The following is a 13,227-nucleotide window of genomic DNA, read 5'->3' as shown; positions in this document are numbered from 1 at the left end:
CGTTCTCCGGTCGATCGGGGCTTGCGGTCCCAACTGTTGAAGCACCGGTTTGAGCGCCCACGAATAGCGAATACGTCACCCGGCGGCTGGTCGCGTGACGCGGTCCCGGGCTGTCGGTACGCGCCGACGCCGCCGCTGGGTCAAGAAATCTTCAGTCCCTCGCGGCGGTTGGCGGCCTTCGGGTCGTGGCGCCGCAACGTCGCGGATCGATGGATTCTCTACGGTCGCGCTCACGGATCCAGTACGGTGATTGACAGCTCGGACGAGCGCAGCCGCCTCGCACTGGCGAGCGTGCTCGGGATCAACGCCGTGCCGGTCGCCGGATTGGTCTGGCTGGGCTGGCACGCCTCGACGCTGCTCGTTCTCTACTGGTTCGAGGCCGGCGTCGTGCTTTTCCGGGGCGCGTTCGAGGGGCTGTTCGCTGCGCTGCCCTCGGGTCCGGCGGGCCGGGGACACGTCTTCCCCTTCGACGAGCTACAGTCCAAGCGCGGCTCACGTCGGCTCGTCGGCTGGCTGCCGCCGGTGTATCCCAGAAACGTGCCAGTGGTGCTCAACACGCTCATCGTGCTGGCACTGGTCTGGCCGCTCGCCGGGATCGGAGTGTACGCGGTCGTCGTCGACGGGCCACTCTCCCCGGGCAGTCCTTGGAGCGTCGCGCTGGCAGCCGGTGGGATCGTTCTCGGGCACGGTGCCACCGCGGTCGAGTCGCTCCGTGCGGGCCGATACGAACGCGAGTCCGCCCACTCGGTGCTCTCCCAGCGTCACGTCGTCGGCCTGCTGGCGTCGCTGCTGCCCGGTGCGCTGTGGGTCGACGCCGCGGACGGCTCCGGGCGCCTCGGGGTGTGGATCGGGCTGACTGTAATCGTCTGTGTGAAGCTCGCGTTCGATCTCTACGAGTGGTCGGCCAGCGGTTCCGACGGCCACCGCTCGCGGATCGCACAATTGGTGTCCCGCGTGCGCGCCGACAGTATCGGGGAGACGCGATCGGTCGAGACGCCAGACGGCGAACCGGTCGAACGGCTCCGGACGGACGCTCGCGCGGTGCGGCTCCGGGGTGCCGCGCTCGGCGCGGTCTACGGCGTCATGCCGCTGAGCGGCATCGCACTCGCGGTGGCGACGGCCGCCACGTGGCTGTGGTTGGGTCCCAACGCGGCACTCCTCGCTGCGGCCGTCTGCCTGCTCCCGTCGGTACTCGCCCACGCACTGGCCCAAGACGTGCAGTTCGGCCATCTGGAATATCGCGTCTACGAGACGGACCTCGTAGCGTACGATCGACTGCTTGAGACGCCCCAGTGGCGGGTATCGCTCGACAACATCTCGAACCTCCGTACTGCGTCGGGGCTTATCGACCGAAAGACCTCACTCGACACGGGAGCGGTTCACGTCCAGCGGCGTGACGGCGATTCCGAGCGACTGGCGTTCCTGCCGGACGCCGAACGCGTGGCTGACCGTCTCGACGCGCCACCCCGTTCGACCGACGACGACCGTGCGGTCCATCGCCGGCAGTCCTGACGGTCATCGGAAGAAACGCCTTCGGTGCTGGGGCGCGACGGGACGAGCATGGCTGATCTGGCATCGAACCCGAACGCCGACATCGACGCCGAGCAGGCCGCCGCGGCCTTCGGCTCGCTTGCCGACGAGAACCGGATCGCAATTCTGCTGGCGCTGTGGGCCGACGACGAGCTGGCCTTCGCCGATCTCCAGTCGGCCGCCGGGTTCGAGGACTCCAGTCGCTTCAACTACCACCTCCGCAAACTCCTCGGCCGATTCATCGAGAAGGAGGGCGATCGCTACCGACTCCGGGCCGCCGGCGCGAAGGCGATCGACGTTGTCGTCGACGAGCGCTTTGCCAGCACATCAGACCCGGTCGACGTGGCGATCGACGCCGACTGCCCGAACTGCACGGCGACGCTGCACGCCCGCTACGAGAACGACGATATCACCGTCGAATGCCCCGACTGCGACTGTATCGTCCACTTGGGCTATTTCCCGCCCCGGGGACGCGCCGACCGCGACCCCGCGGCGTTTCTCGACGCCTACGCAAAGCGACTCTGGCGGGACTTCACGCTGGCCTACGAGGGCGTCTGTCCGCGCTGTAGCGGCCGAACGACGACCCGCGTCGAGACCGACCCGGACTGGTATCTCGATCTACCGGCCGTCAGCGAGTGTGCCGACTGCGGTGTCTCGATCGGGACGACGATCGGTCTTCGTTTGCTGGCCGACCCTGCCGTCGTCGCCTTCCTGTGGGACCACGGCGACGCCGTCGACGGGCGACCGTTCTGGGAGTTCGAGTTTTGCATCGACGACGCCGACGCCGAGGTGGTTTCGGAGGAGCCGTTCCGCGTGGTCGTGCCGATCGAGCGGGGCAGCGAGGTGTTGCGGGTGACGGTCGGCGAGACGGCGCGGGTCGTCGAGACGGCGCGTGTGGCGAATCGGGACGCCCTGCGGGAATGAATTCTAAATCTGGAAGTGTTCTCTGAAACGACCGACGTGTTCTTTCCGCCGCTATCTGAAGGAATTGGCTGCGAAGTTGATCTGCGTATCTAACGTTCAGAGTGTTTTGCCGATGTTGTGAGTGAGACAGCCAACAGTGAGTTCACGGAACTGCTTCCATCAGTGATGTGAGCGGACGAGTGTGCCGTATTTGTGTTTGAGGCTGGGGGTTTACTGTCTCGTTCTGACTGTAGAGATCAGCATCCCGCCGAGCGTTCCACGCCTTGTGGAGCGACGAGAACTCGGGGTGCTTGATAAGTGGACGAATACTACCTTTTCGGGCGAGAGCACGAACCTACTGGTCGTCATGTTCCTTGTCGCCAGGGAGAAACGCCACTTCTCCAGCATTTCGCTTGATGAGCGACGGCGCAATCTGTGAGTCGTGTTTTCGTGTCGTTGTTACGTGTTCGTCGATAATCGCGTTCAATCTCGTGTCTACGAGAAGCGTGTCTTTCAACTGCTGAATAGTCAACTTCGTTCGATTCATATGGTGTTTCGAGGCGTGACTACGGTCGAACACGGAGGCGTCGATCACGACGACACCGTTGGTCGGGAGGACTATGACTGAGAGGTTGAGCAGGACGCGCCAAACCGCCATATTGAGCCGATTGAATGCCTTACACCGCGTCGAAGGCGATGGAAGTTCCTCAATCTCGATTGTTCTCCAAATTCGAGGCATCTCGATTAGTTCGTCGGGCAACGGCCGGTACGTCGTATTCTTTCGCACTGAGACAGAGCAAGACGATATTCGGGTGAAGTGTGTATCGCTGTTTCGAGAATTTTGAAGCGTAACGAGCGACAGCTCGCCGAGCCAAGTGCATCGCTTGCTTGGCGAACTGGAGTAACCGCGACTTCGGGTGGGCTTCCATTAAGTCAGACTACCGGGCGAATGTATAACCATCTGAGTATTTTAACAAAGCAATCACAGCCACATCTCCCTCGTTACGGAGTACGGCTTCCCAACAGGGGAGGGGAATTCTTGTCTGGAAGGCGGTGCTTTTTTTGATATGGCCGAGGTGGAGTGTCCTATATGTCACGTCTTTCAAAAGACGAAAACGAACTTTCGAGGCGGAGGATTCTCTCTGGATCTGCTGTTACAGCTCTTGCACTACTCGCGGGATGTACAAGTAGTGAAGACTCCCCAACATCTGGAACTCCTACGCCAACCTCGGAGGAACCAACGGAGACGCCAGACGCTGGTGGTGATGAAACAACGGACCCCACTGCTCGAACTATTGAGGGGCCGATCAATGATGTCCCACTCTTCGGATACACACAGGCCCGAACAGGAGCGCGGCCAGATCAATCTGGGCCAACAAGCGGGGTTGAAATCTACTGGAGCGCGGACCTTAATGGGAATGCAGCCAGCGCGCCAACCGTAAAGGAGGGGACAGTGTTTGTTGGAACAAACCAAGGAACTGGTTCCGATTCAGGCCATCGCTATGCGTTCGATGCACGAAACGGATCCAACGAGTGGACAGTCAAAGGCGGACCCGTCTGGACACCGCCAACCGTTGGCGAGGATGTCGTTTACTTCCAAGATCCTATTCTCACGGCAGTAAACATAGCAGATGGAAGTAAACTATGGGAGTTCAACACTCACACAGCCAGTACGACACCACTGTTGCTTGATAATGCCGTACTGACCGGCGGGATATATTCTGTCGATGCCCAGAGCGGCGACGAGAATTGGTATGAGTCCCTCGGCCGATCAGAGGGAATCGCATCCTACGCAGCGGTCAATGACCAAATTTACGCGTCGTCTCAGGAAGGTATTCAAGCCCTCAACCCGTCAGATGGATCCGTAAACTGGACGTACGAACTTGAGGATACCCAGAGCGTCACCGGTGTCGCAGTCAACAATGGGAGTATCTACGTCGGCACCGGCAGCACCTACACTGGTAGCGACCCAAAACTGTACAGCATCTCAACGAGTGATGGAACCGAAGAGTGGGTCGTAGAACCACCCGGGTACATTACGAACCAGATTACCGTTGCTGATGATCAGCTCTTCTATTACTGCAGACAACAGGCAATGATCGCAGCGACTAATGCCGGAGATGGGAGTCTCCAGTGGACCAAAGAACACGGAAGAGGACGCAGTCCGAACACAGTGCCCGTCGTTGTCGGTGACATCGTTTACGCTGCAATGGACGACACCCTGTACGCCTTCAGTACCGATGGGGTGGAACGGTTCTCAGTTGAAATCGGTGGAATCCTGAATACACCGACTGTCGCGGGTGATGGTATCTACGTCACCGATAGAAATGGGAAATTATACGCGCTGGCATAAGTGGGGTTTCTCTGCCGGCAAGCTATCTTCTCCATGTGGGCCAGTAGTTGCGAACGGCAGAAATTGTGCACGGGATCGGTGACTGGGTCTCGGTCGAAATGGTCCAGTACATCCTTCTCTATCGGGAACTCGAACTCACGACCAACTGGGACGCATACTACTCTCGGAGAATTCATACCGACAAAATCTGCGCATGAGACTACGCACCTGTCTCTAGTGAAACCCTCTGGATTAGAGACTACTAGTAGTGAAACATCCGTTAGGTAGCTCACCTGTATCCACCACTCCACTTGATCTGCGCTGCGTTCAAGCAAGTTACGGCGCTCCTGAATCCATACTATGCGTCGAAAAAATCGCTCGTCGTGCGTCTCGGTGCTCGATCGGTTACGGTCCGGCCGACTTCACATGTAGCCGAGGTCGCGCAGGCGCTCCATCAGGTCCTCTTTGTCCTGGGCGCGGCCGGCGCGTTCGGTCGTGTCGTCGAGATCCTGCAGCCACGCAGGTTCGGCGGTCGTCTTCTCGGTGCTGACCTCGCTCCCCAGCGAGCGGAAGCCGGCGAAGTACTTCGGCGAGACGGGGATGTCGTCCTGACCGAGGCCGTTTGGCAGGTCGTCGTCGGCTTCGGGGACGTAGCCGTCGTCGGGGTACTCGTCGACCGTGTCCGGCACGGCGAAGTGCCAGAAGGCGTCCCAGACCGCGGCCTCGTCGAACTGCAGGATGGGCTGGATGCGGTCGTGGGGCGGGTAGATGTCGGGGTCGTGGCGCGGGCTGAAGAACGTCTCGTCGGCGCGGGCCTCCTGCTCGTCCCAGCGGACGCCGGAGATGACGCCGTCGATGTCGTACTCTTCGAGGGCGTCGTTGAGCGCCACCGTCTTGAGCAGGTGGTTGCCGACGTAGGTGTCGAGCAGGAACGGGAAGTCCTCTTCCTCGTACTCGAGAATCTCTCGGATGTGGTGCTGGTTGTGCTCCGAGAGGGCGTCGACGGGGATGTCGTCGCCGGGTTCGAGGTCGTTCGCCTCGACGTACTCGCCAACGTCCTCGTTGCGGGCGTAGACGACATCGAGGTCCCACTCGTCGGCCCAGCGGTCGACGAAGTCGTGGATCTCGTCGAAGTGCTGGTAGTGGTCGATGAAGACCGCGGGCGGCACTTCGAGGTCGTACTTCTCGGCGACCTCCTTGATGAAGTACAGCGTCAGCGTCGAGTCCTTCCCGCCGGTCCACATGACCGCGGGGTTCTCGTAGGCTTCGAGCCCCTCGCGGGTGACCTCGATCGCCTTCTCGATCTTGTCCTGCACGGAGGGGTAATCCTCGGGATCCTCGCCCTCTCCGGCGCTGTAGTCGACGTCGACGTACTCGGGGAAGCTGTCTGTCTGCGCCATCTGTAATTAGATGTCATTAGCCGGGTTGAAGTTCTTTTTGGGTGCGAACGGTATCGAATGTTGGTATCACGTGACACAGTTTGTTCCATCGCGTCGCCCGAACGCTTTTTTCGCCCGGCGGGCATCCTCCGGCATGACACGACGAACCATTGCGCCGGACGGACTCGCCGACTCGGAGCCACACCACTTCAGCCCGGGCGTCGTCGCAGACGGGACGCTGTACGTCTCGGGGCAGGTCGGGACCGACGAGAACGGCCGCTACGTCGGCGACGACATCGAATCACAGGCGCGACAGGCGTTTGCCAACGTCGAGACGCTGCTCGCAGCCGTCGACAGGGATCTCGACGACATCGTCAAGGTGACGAGTTACGTCGTCGACATCCGCGAGCGGTACGACGACTACCACGCGGTCTACCGGGAGACGTTCCCCGAGCGACCGTTTCCCTGTCACACGGCGCTCGGCGTCGAGAGTCTGGCGAGCGAGGATCCGATCGTCGAGATCGAAGTCGAGGTGCCGGTGGACGAAGCAGCGCTCTAGATCGGAGTGTGTGCGTCGCTGTCCACGTTTTCAGGAAGTCGCTCGGAGAACGGCCGGCCTGCGCGAGGCACCGCCGCTAGCTGATGAACTTGTTGTCGCGCCAGTTGACGCCGCCGCCCTGCGAGTCGGAGTCGCCGGCGCCCTCGACGACCTCGATCGAACTGGGGCGCTCCTCGCCGTCGACGATGCGGGTCGCCTCCAGATCGCCGTCGTTCTCGGTGATCGCAGTGAGCGTGCCCTTCTCTGCCTCGCGGGCGATGTCACAGAGTACGAGGAACATCTCGTACTGCAGCGTCGTGTTCTGGAGCACCGTCTCGCGGTCGCCCTTGAACGCGGCGAACTCGACGAGTTCGGATTCGGGCTCCTCTTCTTCTTCGTCGCCCCACTGGGGGCCGCTGGCACGGCGGCGTACCTCCTCGGGCTCTTCGTAGACGCGGTTCTCGGTGACGCTCGCTTTGAGCTGTGCCGTCGGCGTGTACTTGCTGATGGATTTGTCTTTGGCGACTGCTTTGAGAATGAGCGTGTTGTTACGGCGGGTGATGTCGACGTCTTCGACGCCGTCCGGAAGTGCTGCATCTTCGAAGAACTCGTGAACGTCTTCGAGCGGCAGTTCCAGTGTGGAGTGAAGTCGATACACGTGGCTGGAATTATCTGTTGACATGGTGGGGTGTCGAGGGATGTGCGACGGCCAAGCGGTCACTCGACACTAGGTGCCCGACGGTTAAATGACCTTTCGTTTGATCCTACAATCTATGGTAGAAAGTAACACACAGGAAGACGGGGCACGCTCGGGCCGCCCTGAACCGTAACGCGGCGGAAAGAAAAGCAGTTATCCCGGCGGCCGCCGACGTGACGCTCATGAGCACGCACGAGGACCTGCAACAGCTCGTGGACAGCGGTGTGATCGCGGTACTGCGCGGCGTCGAGCGCGACGACGTCGTCGACGTGGCCGACGCCCTGATCGAGGGCGGCGTCACCACGCTGGAAGTCACCGCCGACACGCCGGGAGCGATGGACTCGATCAGCGATCTGGCCGACCGCTACGCCGACCGCGACGACGTGCTGGTCGGCGCCGGAACGGTGCTCGACGCCGAGACCGCGCGGGCCGCACTGCTCGCCGGTGCGGAGTTCGTCGTCAGCCCGAGCACCCACGAGGACGTCATCGAGATGTGCAACCGCTACGGCGCCGTCGTCGCGCCGGGCGTCGCAACGCCGACCGAAGCCGTCGAGGCGTATCAGGCCGGCGCGGACGTGCTGAAGCTGTTCCCCGCCTCCGATCTGGGCCCGAGCTTCCTCTCCAGCGTGAAGGGCCCGCTCGGTCAGGTGCCGATCGTCCCGACCGGCGGCGTCGGGCCGGACAACGCCGGCGAGTTCATCGAGGCCGGCGCCGTCGCGGTCGGCGCTGGCGGCTCGCTGATCGACGACGAAGCCATCGCAGCCGGCGACTTCGGCGTCCTGACCGAGAACGCCGAGGAACTGGTCGCGGCCGTCGAAGACGCCAAGTAGACTCGTCAGTGCTGGTGGCAAGTAGCGGTTGACGAAAAACGACTCCGGTTTTTGAACCCGACGCGCTCGGAGCGCCGATCAGTCCTCGGCGACGCTGATGACGTTCAAAAGCGAGTAGACCGGCACGCCCTCGATGTCGTCGATCCCCTGCTTGTCGGCCAGCACGATACACGCGACGGGCTCGCCACCGTTGTCTCGGATCGCTTCGACGGTCTCGCGCATCGTCGTCCCGCTGGTGATCGTGTCGTCGACGACGTAGCACTCCCGGTCGCGGATCTGCGCGAAGTTCCGCGAGAAGGTGCCGCCGAGATCTTCCATGTCGCCTTCCTCCCACTGGTGCTTGCGCGGGGCGTAGGTCCCGAGGTCGGTGTCGAGTTCGCGGGCAACCACCGTCGCCAGCGGCGCGCCGGCTTTTTCGATCCCGATGGTGAGGTCGACATCCTCGCCGTGCTTGGCGAGCATGTCGGCCATCGCCGTCCCGACGTGGGAGAGTCGCTTGCTGTCCCGACCGACGGCGCTCCAGTCGACGTGGATGTCGTCCGGTCCGCTGGTCGTTGGGCTCGGCGACGAGACCGTCTTGGCGGCGGCACCCGCGCCGCTGCGTTCCACGAGCCAGCTCGCCGTCTCGCGAGAGACGTTGAGCTCGTCCGCGATCTCCCCCTTCGAGAGCCCGCGATCCGCGAGCTCCGCAGCGCTGTCGATGAGATCGTCGACGTTCTTCATGTGGGATGGTTCGGCGGCGTCTTTTATAAACCCAGCGAGGAGATAACGCAGGAGCTACCGACGGCCGTCGTACGGCGTCTCGACGCCGCAGCGGCGACGGGCGAGGCGGGTGTTCGACGGTAGAGCGCGTTGGGGCGCCTACAGCGAGTCGAACTCGACGGCGGTCTTGATCACGTCATCGCCGTCGTCGAAGGCGGGCGCGAGGTTGTCCACGTCGTAGACGCCGGTGATCAGGTCCTCGAACAGCCAGTCGGGCAGTTCCTGAATGGTGTCGACGGCCGCCTCGAAGTGGCCGACGTGGGAGTTGACGCTGCCGATCAGCGCCTTGTTGTGCAGGACGAACTCCTCGTGGAGCTTGCCGCCGTCGACCTCGAACTCCCACGAGTCGGGGACGCCAAGCAGCGCGCCGACGCCGTTGGGCGCCAGCGCCTCGATGGTCTGGAACGCGTGAGGTGGGAAGCCCGTCGCTTCGTAGACGTAATCCATCCCTTCGTGGGCTGCGGGCACCTCGTCGACGGGCGTTTCGCGGGAGTCGACGTAGGTCGCGCCGAGTTTCTCGATGATGTCGATCGTCGGGTCGGGTCGGTCTCGACGGCCGAGACAGTAGATGCGCTCGAAGTCCTCGGTGTGCTCGAACATCGCCAGCGTCAGCAGACCGAGACTGCCGTTGCCGAGCACCAGCGCGGACTCCGGCGTCCACTCGAACGCAGAGCGAGAGGCGTACGCGTGCTCGTTTGCCTTCTCGGTAATGCTGATCGGCTCGACGAGGAAGCCGAGTTCGGCGAGGTCGCGGGGAATCTCGATCAGGAACTCCTCGGGACTGGTGAAAAAGTCCGACATGTACCCGTGGGCGCCGACGATACCGCGCTCGTAGTACTGCCCATCGGGCGCCATGTCGGGCTCGCTGCGCTCGAAGTACTCGTTGGTGCCATCGGGTGCGCGTCGGACCGTCGGGACGACAACGTCGCCTTCCTCGAAGGCGGTGCCGTTGGGGTCCTCGACGACGCCGACGGCCTCGTGGCCGAGCACGAGGTGGTCCTCGCCGTCGGGGAAGCCGCCGTGGGCGCCGCTCATGACCTCGTGGTCGGTGCCGTCGACGCCGACGCGAAGCGTTCGGACCAGCGCCTCGCCGTCCTCGGGCTCGGGTCTTGGTTTCTCGATGACGGTCGGCTGTTCCTCGCCGCGGCGCACTGCGATGGCTTTCATACTACGTTCCTCTGTGCGAGAGAGCAAAAGATTTATTCTTCGTCGAGTAAAGATCGAACTGTCGGTGGGTGCCAACCCCCCTCTGGTCGCGGCGGTCGCCTCGTGCGGCCGCACTCGCACGCCGGCCGATTCCCCCCTCCGGCCGGCGTGCCCGTCCAGCCACCATCCCCCTCTCCCGTCTCCCGGCACCCATCGTACCCGTGCCATTTCCCCTTTCGATCCCCTCGCACGCCAGTGGCCGCCACCACCGCCGGCACACTCTTAAGCGGACGCCTGCGACCTCCAGTATGGAACGGCACGACCTGCTGTATCGCCTCTACGACGAGTTCGACACCGAGCAGCTCCGGGAGTACCAGCAGTTCGTCGACGTGTTTCCGCCGGTTGACTCGCGGGTCGCGCTCGAACACTGGCAGAACGCCACCGAGGAACTCGACGAGCGCAAAGACGAGATTCGCACCGCCTTCGCGACCGGCGAGACGTTCGCCGAAATCGCGGCACGGGCGACCCGCGGTGAGGCCTTTACCGCGCTCGACTTGCACACCAAGTACGACCGCGCGGTCAACGTCCTCGTGTTAGACGTTGACGAGACGCTGCGCTCGGCCGGCGAGACCGACAACGAGATTCCACGGGACACGCTGCACCTGCTGACGGAGTTCCACGAGGCCGGCGTCCCGATCGTCATCTGTACCGGCCAGACCCTAGAGAACGTCAAGGGGTTCATGATTCAGGGGCTGGGCAGTGAGATCGTTCACTCGGGGGATCTCTCGATCGTCTACGAGGCCGGCACCGGCGTGTTTACGCCGGGTCACGGCGCCGACACCAAGCAACTGCTCTACGAGGATCTCGACGATCGGATGCGCTCGGTCTTCGACGGCGTTCGCTCGCGCGTGTTGCCAGAGGCGCCCGGCGAACTCCGACGGGGCTGTCACCTGCAGGGCAACGAATTCAACGTGACGCTCAAGCCCAACTTCGAAACCGGATCGACTCGCGCACGCGAGATGATCGACGACGCACTCGTCTACCTGATCGACCTGCTCGGCGATGTCGTCGCCAGTGAACTCGGCGTCGGCGCCGCGGACGACGCAGCGTCGTCCGAGGACGTTGCGGACGGTGCCGGATCGGCGTCCGAACAGGACTCCCTCACACCCGCGAGTGCGTGGGCGCGGTCGTTCTATGGACACGCCGATCCCGAGATTCGCGGCGTGTTAGAACGCGCCGGCGAGTTCCCCGATGCCGCCTCCGACGAACTGCCTGACGCCGTCGCCGAGACGTTCGACCGAATCGACGTGGCGTATTACGAAGCCGACGCCGCCGAGATCGGCAGCCTCGAACTCAACAAAGTCGTCGGCGTCGAGGCCGCCCTCGACGTGCTCGGCGTCGAGGATCCGTTCGCGCTCGTGATGGGCGACAGCAAGAGCGACCGACGCGTCATGGAGTGGGTCGACGAGCACGACGCCGGCATCGCCGCGGCGCCCGATCACGCCTCTCAGGAGACGCTCGAACACGTCCTCGAACGTGACGAACTCGTGTTCGATCGCGGCCGGAGCGTCGAAATGCTCCGGACGGCCCACGCGCTGAACCAACTCGACAGCGTACGCTGAAGGCGTCAGTATCCGGAGTCCTGACGGTCGTCGCCGTCGTCGTCGTCGGCGTGGCCCCACCGATCCTCGCGGTCGTCCCACCCGGATGTGCTGTCTCGGGTGGTCGGCTCGTCGTCGCTATCGGCGCTTCCGGATCGATCCTCGCTAAACTCACTGGTGACCTCGTCGTGGCCCCCGCGACGATCGACGCTGCGTCCGACCTCTGTCTCTTCGAGCACGTACACACCGATGTACCCACCGAGCGCACCCAACCCGATCGTGTAGGCGACGACGAGCGTCCCGACGACGAACAACAGGAACGTGAACGCCACCGCACCCTCGGCGGGGCCGACACCCGTCAGAAACACTAGCACAATGAAGCCGAAAAACAGCATCGGCAGCAGCGATAGCGCGCCCGACAGCCCGCCGACTTTTGCTCCCTCGCGCCTGTCTCCGGCTTGGAGGTAGCCCGCGACTGCGCCGCCGAGGATCGGCGAGAACGGCAGGAACGACGTGACGATCGTCACGAGAGCGCCGATTCCGGCGTTCAACAGCGTGTCTGATTCTCCCATACCTGAGGGTAGGGAGCGGGGAACGTAAAATGTCACCGACCACACAGCCGCAGCTCGAACGGCGTCGGCGAGCACACGTCTGACACGCTGTCAGCACCCGCTTCTTATATCCGACCGGCTGCAACTGCGGTTCGATGCCGAACGCGCAAGAGCCCGACTGGGACCCGATGACCTACGAGGACGATCACGCCTTCGTCTACGAATACGGCGCCGACGTGCTCGACCTGCTCGATCCCGCCCCCGACGAGCGTGTGCTCGATATCGGCTGTGGGACGGGCGCTCTGACAGCCGAAATCGCCGATACCGGTGCGGATGTCGTCGGGATCGACAGCTCTCAAGACATGATCGAGCGCGCTCGCGAAGCCCACCCGGCAATCGAGTTCCGACACGCCGACGCGCGGACAGCAACGTTCGACGACTCGTTCGACGCCGTCTTCTCGAACGCCGCGCTCCACTGGATCGACGAGCAAGACGCCGCGCTCTCGACGGTTGCCGACGCGCTTCGACCGGGCGGGCGCTTCGTCGCCGAGTTGGGCGGTGACGGCAACGTCGCCGCCATCGTCGACGCCGCGCTGGCGGAACTGGCCGAACGTGGCTATGACGCCGACAATCCATGGTACTTTCCCACCGTCGGCGAGTACGCGTCCCGACTGGAACGCCACGGCTTCGAGGTGCGCTACGCGACGCTGTTCGATCGCCCCACGGAACTCGACGGCGAGGACGGCCTCCGAAACTGGCTGGACGTGTTCGGCGACGGGCTGTTTGCGCCGCTTTCTAACGATGAGCGCGAGGCTGTCGTCCGTGCTGTCGAGGATCGGCTTCGCGCCGACTATTACGAGGACGGTGTCTGGACGGCTGACTACCGCCGGTTGCGGTTTCGGGCCGTCCGGGAGTGATAGTCGGCCGGGATAGACTTCCACCGGTTGCTTCCTTCGAC

Annotated in this window: 12 protein-coding genes and 1 pseudogene; 7 read left to right on the top strand and 6 right to left on the bottom strand. The window is 63.3% G+C overall.

Annotated features, from left to right (window positions below):
* The first annotated feature begins 246 nt into the window (after window positions 1–246).
* Together CRO01_RS09185 and CRO01_RS09180 are read left to right on the top strand one after the other, a co-directional pair.
* The gene (locus tag CRO01_RS09185; RefSeq protein ID WP_143824943.1) at window positions 247–1,512 is read left to right on the top strand and encodes a DUF6498-containing protein; all 1,266 of its coding nucleotides are present in this window, start codon (window positions 247–249) and stop codon (window positions 1,510–1,512) included.
* 48 nt (window positions 1,513–1,560) lie between these two features.
* The gene (locus tag CRO01_RS09180; protein ID WP_097008826.1) at window positions 1,561–2,454 is read left to right on the top strand and encodes an ArsR/SmtB family transcription factor; all 894 of its coding nucleotides are present in this window, start codon (window positions 1,561–1,563) and stop codon (window positions 2,452–2,454) included.
* A 96-nt stretch (window positions 2,455–2,550) separates the two neighbouring features.
* Here CRO01_RS09180 and CRO01_RS09175 read toward each other — a convergent pair.
* Window positions 2,551–3,362 (bottom strand): annotated as a pseudogene (locus CRO01_RS09175) (IS5/IS1182 family transposase).
* A gap of 161 nt (window positions 3,363–3,523) precedes the next feature.
* Between CRO01_RS09175 and CRO01_RS09170 the strand changes: the two are divergent.
* Window positions 3,524–4,786, top strand: a complete 1,263-nt coding sequence (locus CRO01_RS09170) for an outer membrane protein assembly factor BamB family protein (RefSeq protein ID WP_097008825.1) — start codon at window positions 3,524–3,526, stop codon at window positions 4,784–4,786.
* Window positions 4,787–5,187: 401 nt separating this feature from the next.
* Here CRO01_RS09170 and CRO01_RS09165 read toward each other — a convergent pair whose 3' ends face one another.
* Complete coding sequence (locus CRO01_RS09165) at window positions 5,188–6,165, bottom strand: phosphoadenosine phosphosulfate reductase family protein (protein ID WP_097008824.1); 978 nt, start codon at window positions 6,163–6,165, stop codon at window positions 5,188–5,190.
* Window positions 6,166–6,298: 133 nt separating this feature from the next.
* Between CRO01_RS09165 and CRO01_RS09160 the strand changes: the two genes are divergently transcribed.
* Window positions 6,299–6,703, top strand: a complete 405-nt coding sequence (locus CRO01_RS09160) for a RidA family protein (RefSeq protein ID WP_179747444.1) — start codon at window positions 6,299–6,301, stop codon at window positions 6,701–6,703.
* 76 nt (window positions 6,704–6,779) lie between these two features.
* Here CRO01_RS09160 and CRO01_RS09155 read toward each other — a convergent pair whose 3' ends face one another.
* Window positions 6,780–7,364, bottom strand: a complete 585-nt coding sequence (locus tag CRO01_RS09155) for a DUF7110 family protein (RefSeq protein WP_097008822.1) — start codon at window positions 7,362–7,364, stop codon at window positions 6,780–6,782.
* Window positions 7,365–7,552: 188 nt separating this feature from the next.
* Between CRO01_RS09155 and CRO01_RS09150 the strand changes: the two genes are divergently transcribed.
* On the top strand, window positions 7,553–8,209 hold the full coding sequence (locus CRO01_RS09150) for a bifunctional 4-hydroxy-2-oxoglutarate aldolase/2-dehydro-3-deoxy-phosphogluconate aldolase (protein WP_375097336.1): 657 nt from the start codon (window positions 7,553–7,555) through the stop codon (window positions 8,207–8,209).
* 78 nt (window positions 8,210–8,287) lie between these two features.
* Here the strand turns inward: CRO01_RS09150 and gfcR are convergent, their stop codons facing one another.
* Complete coding sequence (gene gfcR / locus CRO01_RS09145; protein ID WP_097008820.1) at window positions 8,288–8,932, bottom strand: transcriptional regulator GfcR; 645 nt, start codon at window positions 8,930–8,932, stop codon at window positions 8,288–8,290.
* Between the two features lie 138 nt (window positions 8,933–9,070).
* A complete protein-coding gene (locus CRO01_RS09140; RefSeq protein ID WP_097008819.1) occupies window positions 9,071–10,138 on the bottom strand; it encodes a glucose 1-dehydrogenase in 1,068 nt (355 codons plus the stop codon).
* Between the two features lie 287 nt (window positions 10,139–10,425).
* On the opposite strand from CRO01_RS09140, the gene CRO01_RS09135 reads away from it, so the two are divergent.
* Window positions 10,426–11,739, top strand: a complete 1,314-nt coding sequence (locus CRO01_RS09135; RefSeq protein WP_097008818.1) for an HAD family hydrolase — start codon at window positions 10,426–10,428, stop codon at window positions 11,737–11,739.
* Window positions 11,740–11,744: 5 nt separating this feature from the next.
* Here the strand turns inward: CRO01_RS09135 and CRO01_RS09130 are convergent, their stop codons facing one another.
* On the bottom strand, window positions 11,745–12,290 hold the full coding sequence (locus tag CRO01_RS09130; protein WP_097008817.1) for a DUF5518 domain-containing protein: 546 nt from the start codon (window positions 12,288–12,290) through the stop codon (window positions 11,745–11,747).
* Window positions 12,291–12,424: 134 nt separating this feature from the next.
* Between CRO01_RS09130 and CRO01_RS09125 the strand changes: the two genes are divergently transcribed.
* Window positions 12,425–13,186, top strand: a complete 762-nt coding sequence (locus CRO01_RS09125; protein ID WP_097008816.1) for a class I SAM-dependent methyltransferase — start codon at window positions 12,425–12,427, stop codon at window positions 13,184–13,186.
* Window positions 13,187–13,227: the final 41 nt, after the last annotated feature.

Source organism: Natronoarchaeum philippinense (assembly GCF_900215575.1).
Lineage (GTDB): Archaea > Halobacteriota > Halobacteria > Halobacteriales > Natronoarchaeaceae > Natronoarchaeum > Natronoarchaeum philippinense.
The sequence above is the reverse complement of the archived record's forward strand: the minus strand, read 5'-3'. Positions and strand labels throughout refer to the sequence as shown.

Bases quoted from the DNA above. Each gene is read 5' to 3' on its own strand.
- CRO01_RS09180 (WP_097008826.1), top strand. From the start codon at position 1,561: ATGGCTGATCTGGCATCGAACCCGAACGCCGACATCGACGCCGAGCAG.
- CRO01_RS09170 (WP_097008825.1), top strand. From the start codon at position 3,524: ATGTCACGTCTTTCAAAAGACGAAAACGAACTTTCGAGGCGGAGGATT.
- CRO01_RS09165 (WP_097008824.1), bottom strand. From the start codon at position 6,165: ATGGCGCAGACAGACAGCTTCCCCGAGTACGTCGACGTCGACTACAGC.
- CRO01_RS09160 (WP_179747444.1), top strand. From the start codon at position 6,299: ATGACACGACGAACCATTGCGCCGGACGGACTCGCCGACTCGGAGCCA.
- CRO01_RS09155 (WP_097008822.1), bottom strand. From the start codon at position 7,364: ATGTCAACAGATAATTCCAGCCACGTGTATCGACTTCACTCCACACTG.
- gfcR (WP_097008820.1), bottom strand. From the start codon at position 8,932: ATGAAGAACGTCGACGATCTCATCGACAGCGCTGCGGAGCTCGCGGAT.
- CRO01_RS09140 (WP_097008819.1), bottom strand. From the start codon at position 10,138: ATGAAAGCCATCGCAGTGCGCCGCGGCGAGGAACAGCCGACCGTCATC.
- CRO01_RS09135 (WP_097008818.1), top strand. From the start codon at position 10,426: ATGGAACGGCACGACCTGCTGTATCGCCTCTACGACGAGTTCGACACC.
- CRO01_RS09130 (WP_097008817.1), bottom strand. From the start codon at position 12,290: ATGGGAGAATCAGACACGCTGTTGAACGCCGGAATCGGCGCTCTCGTG.
- CRO01_RS09125 (WP_097008816.1), top strand. From the start codon at position 12,425: ATGCCGAACGCGCAAGAGCCCGACTGGGACCCGATGACCTACGAGGAC.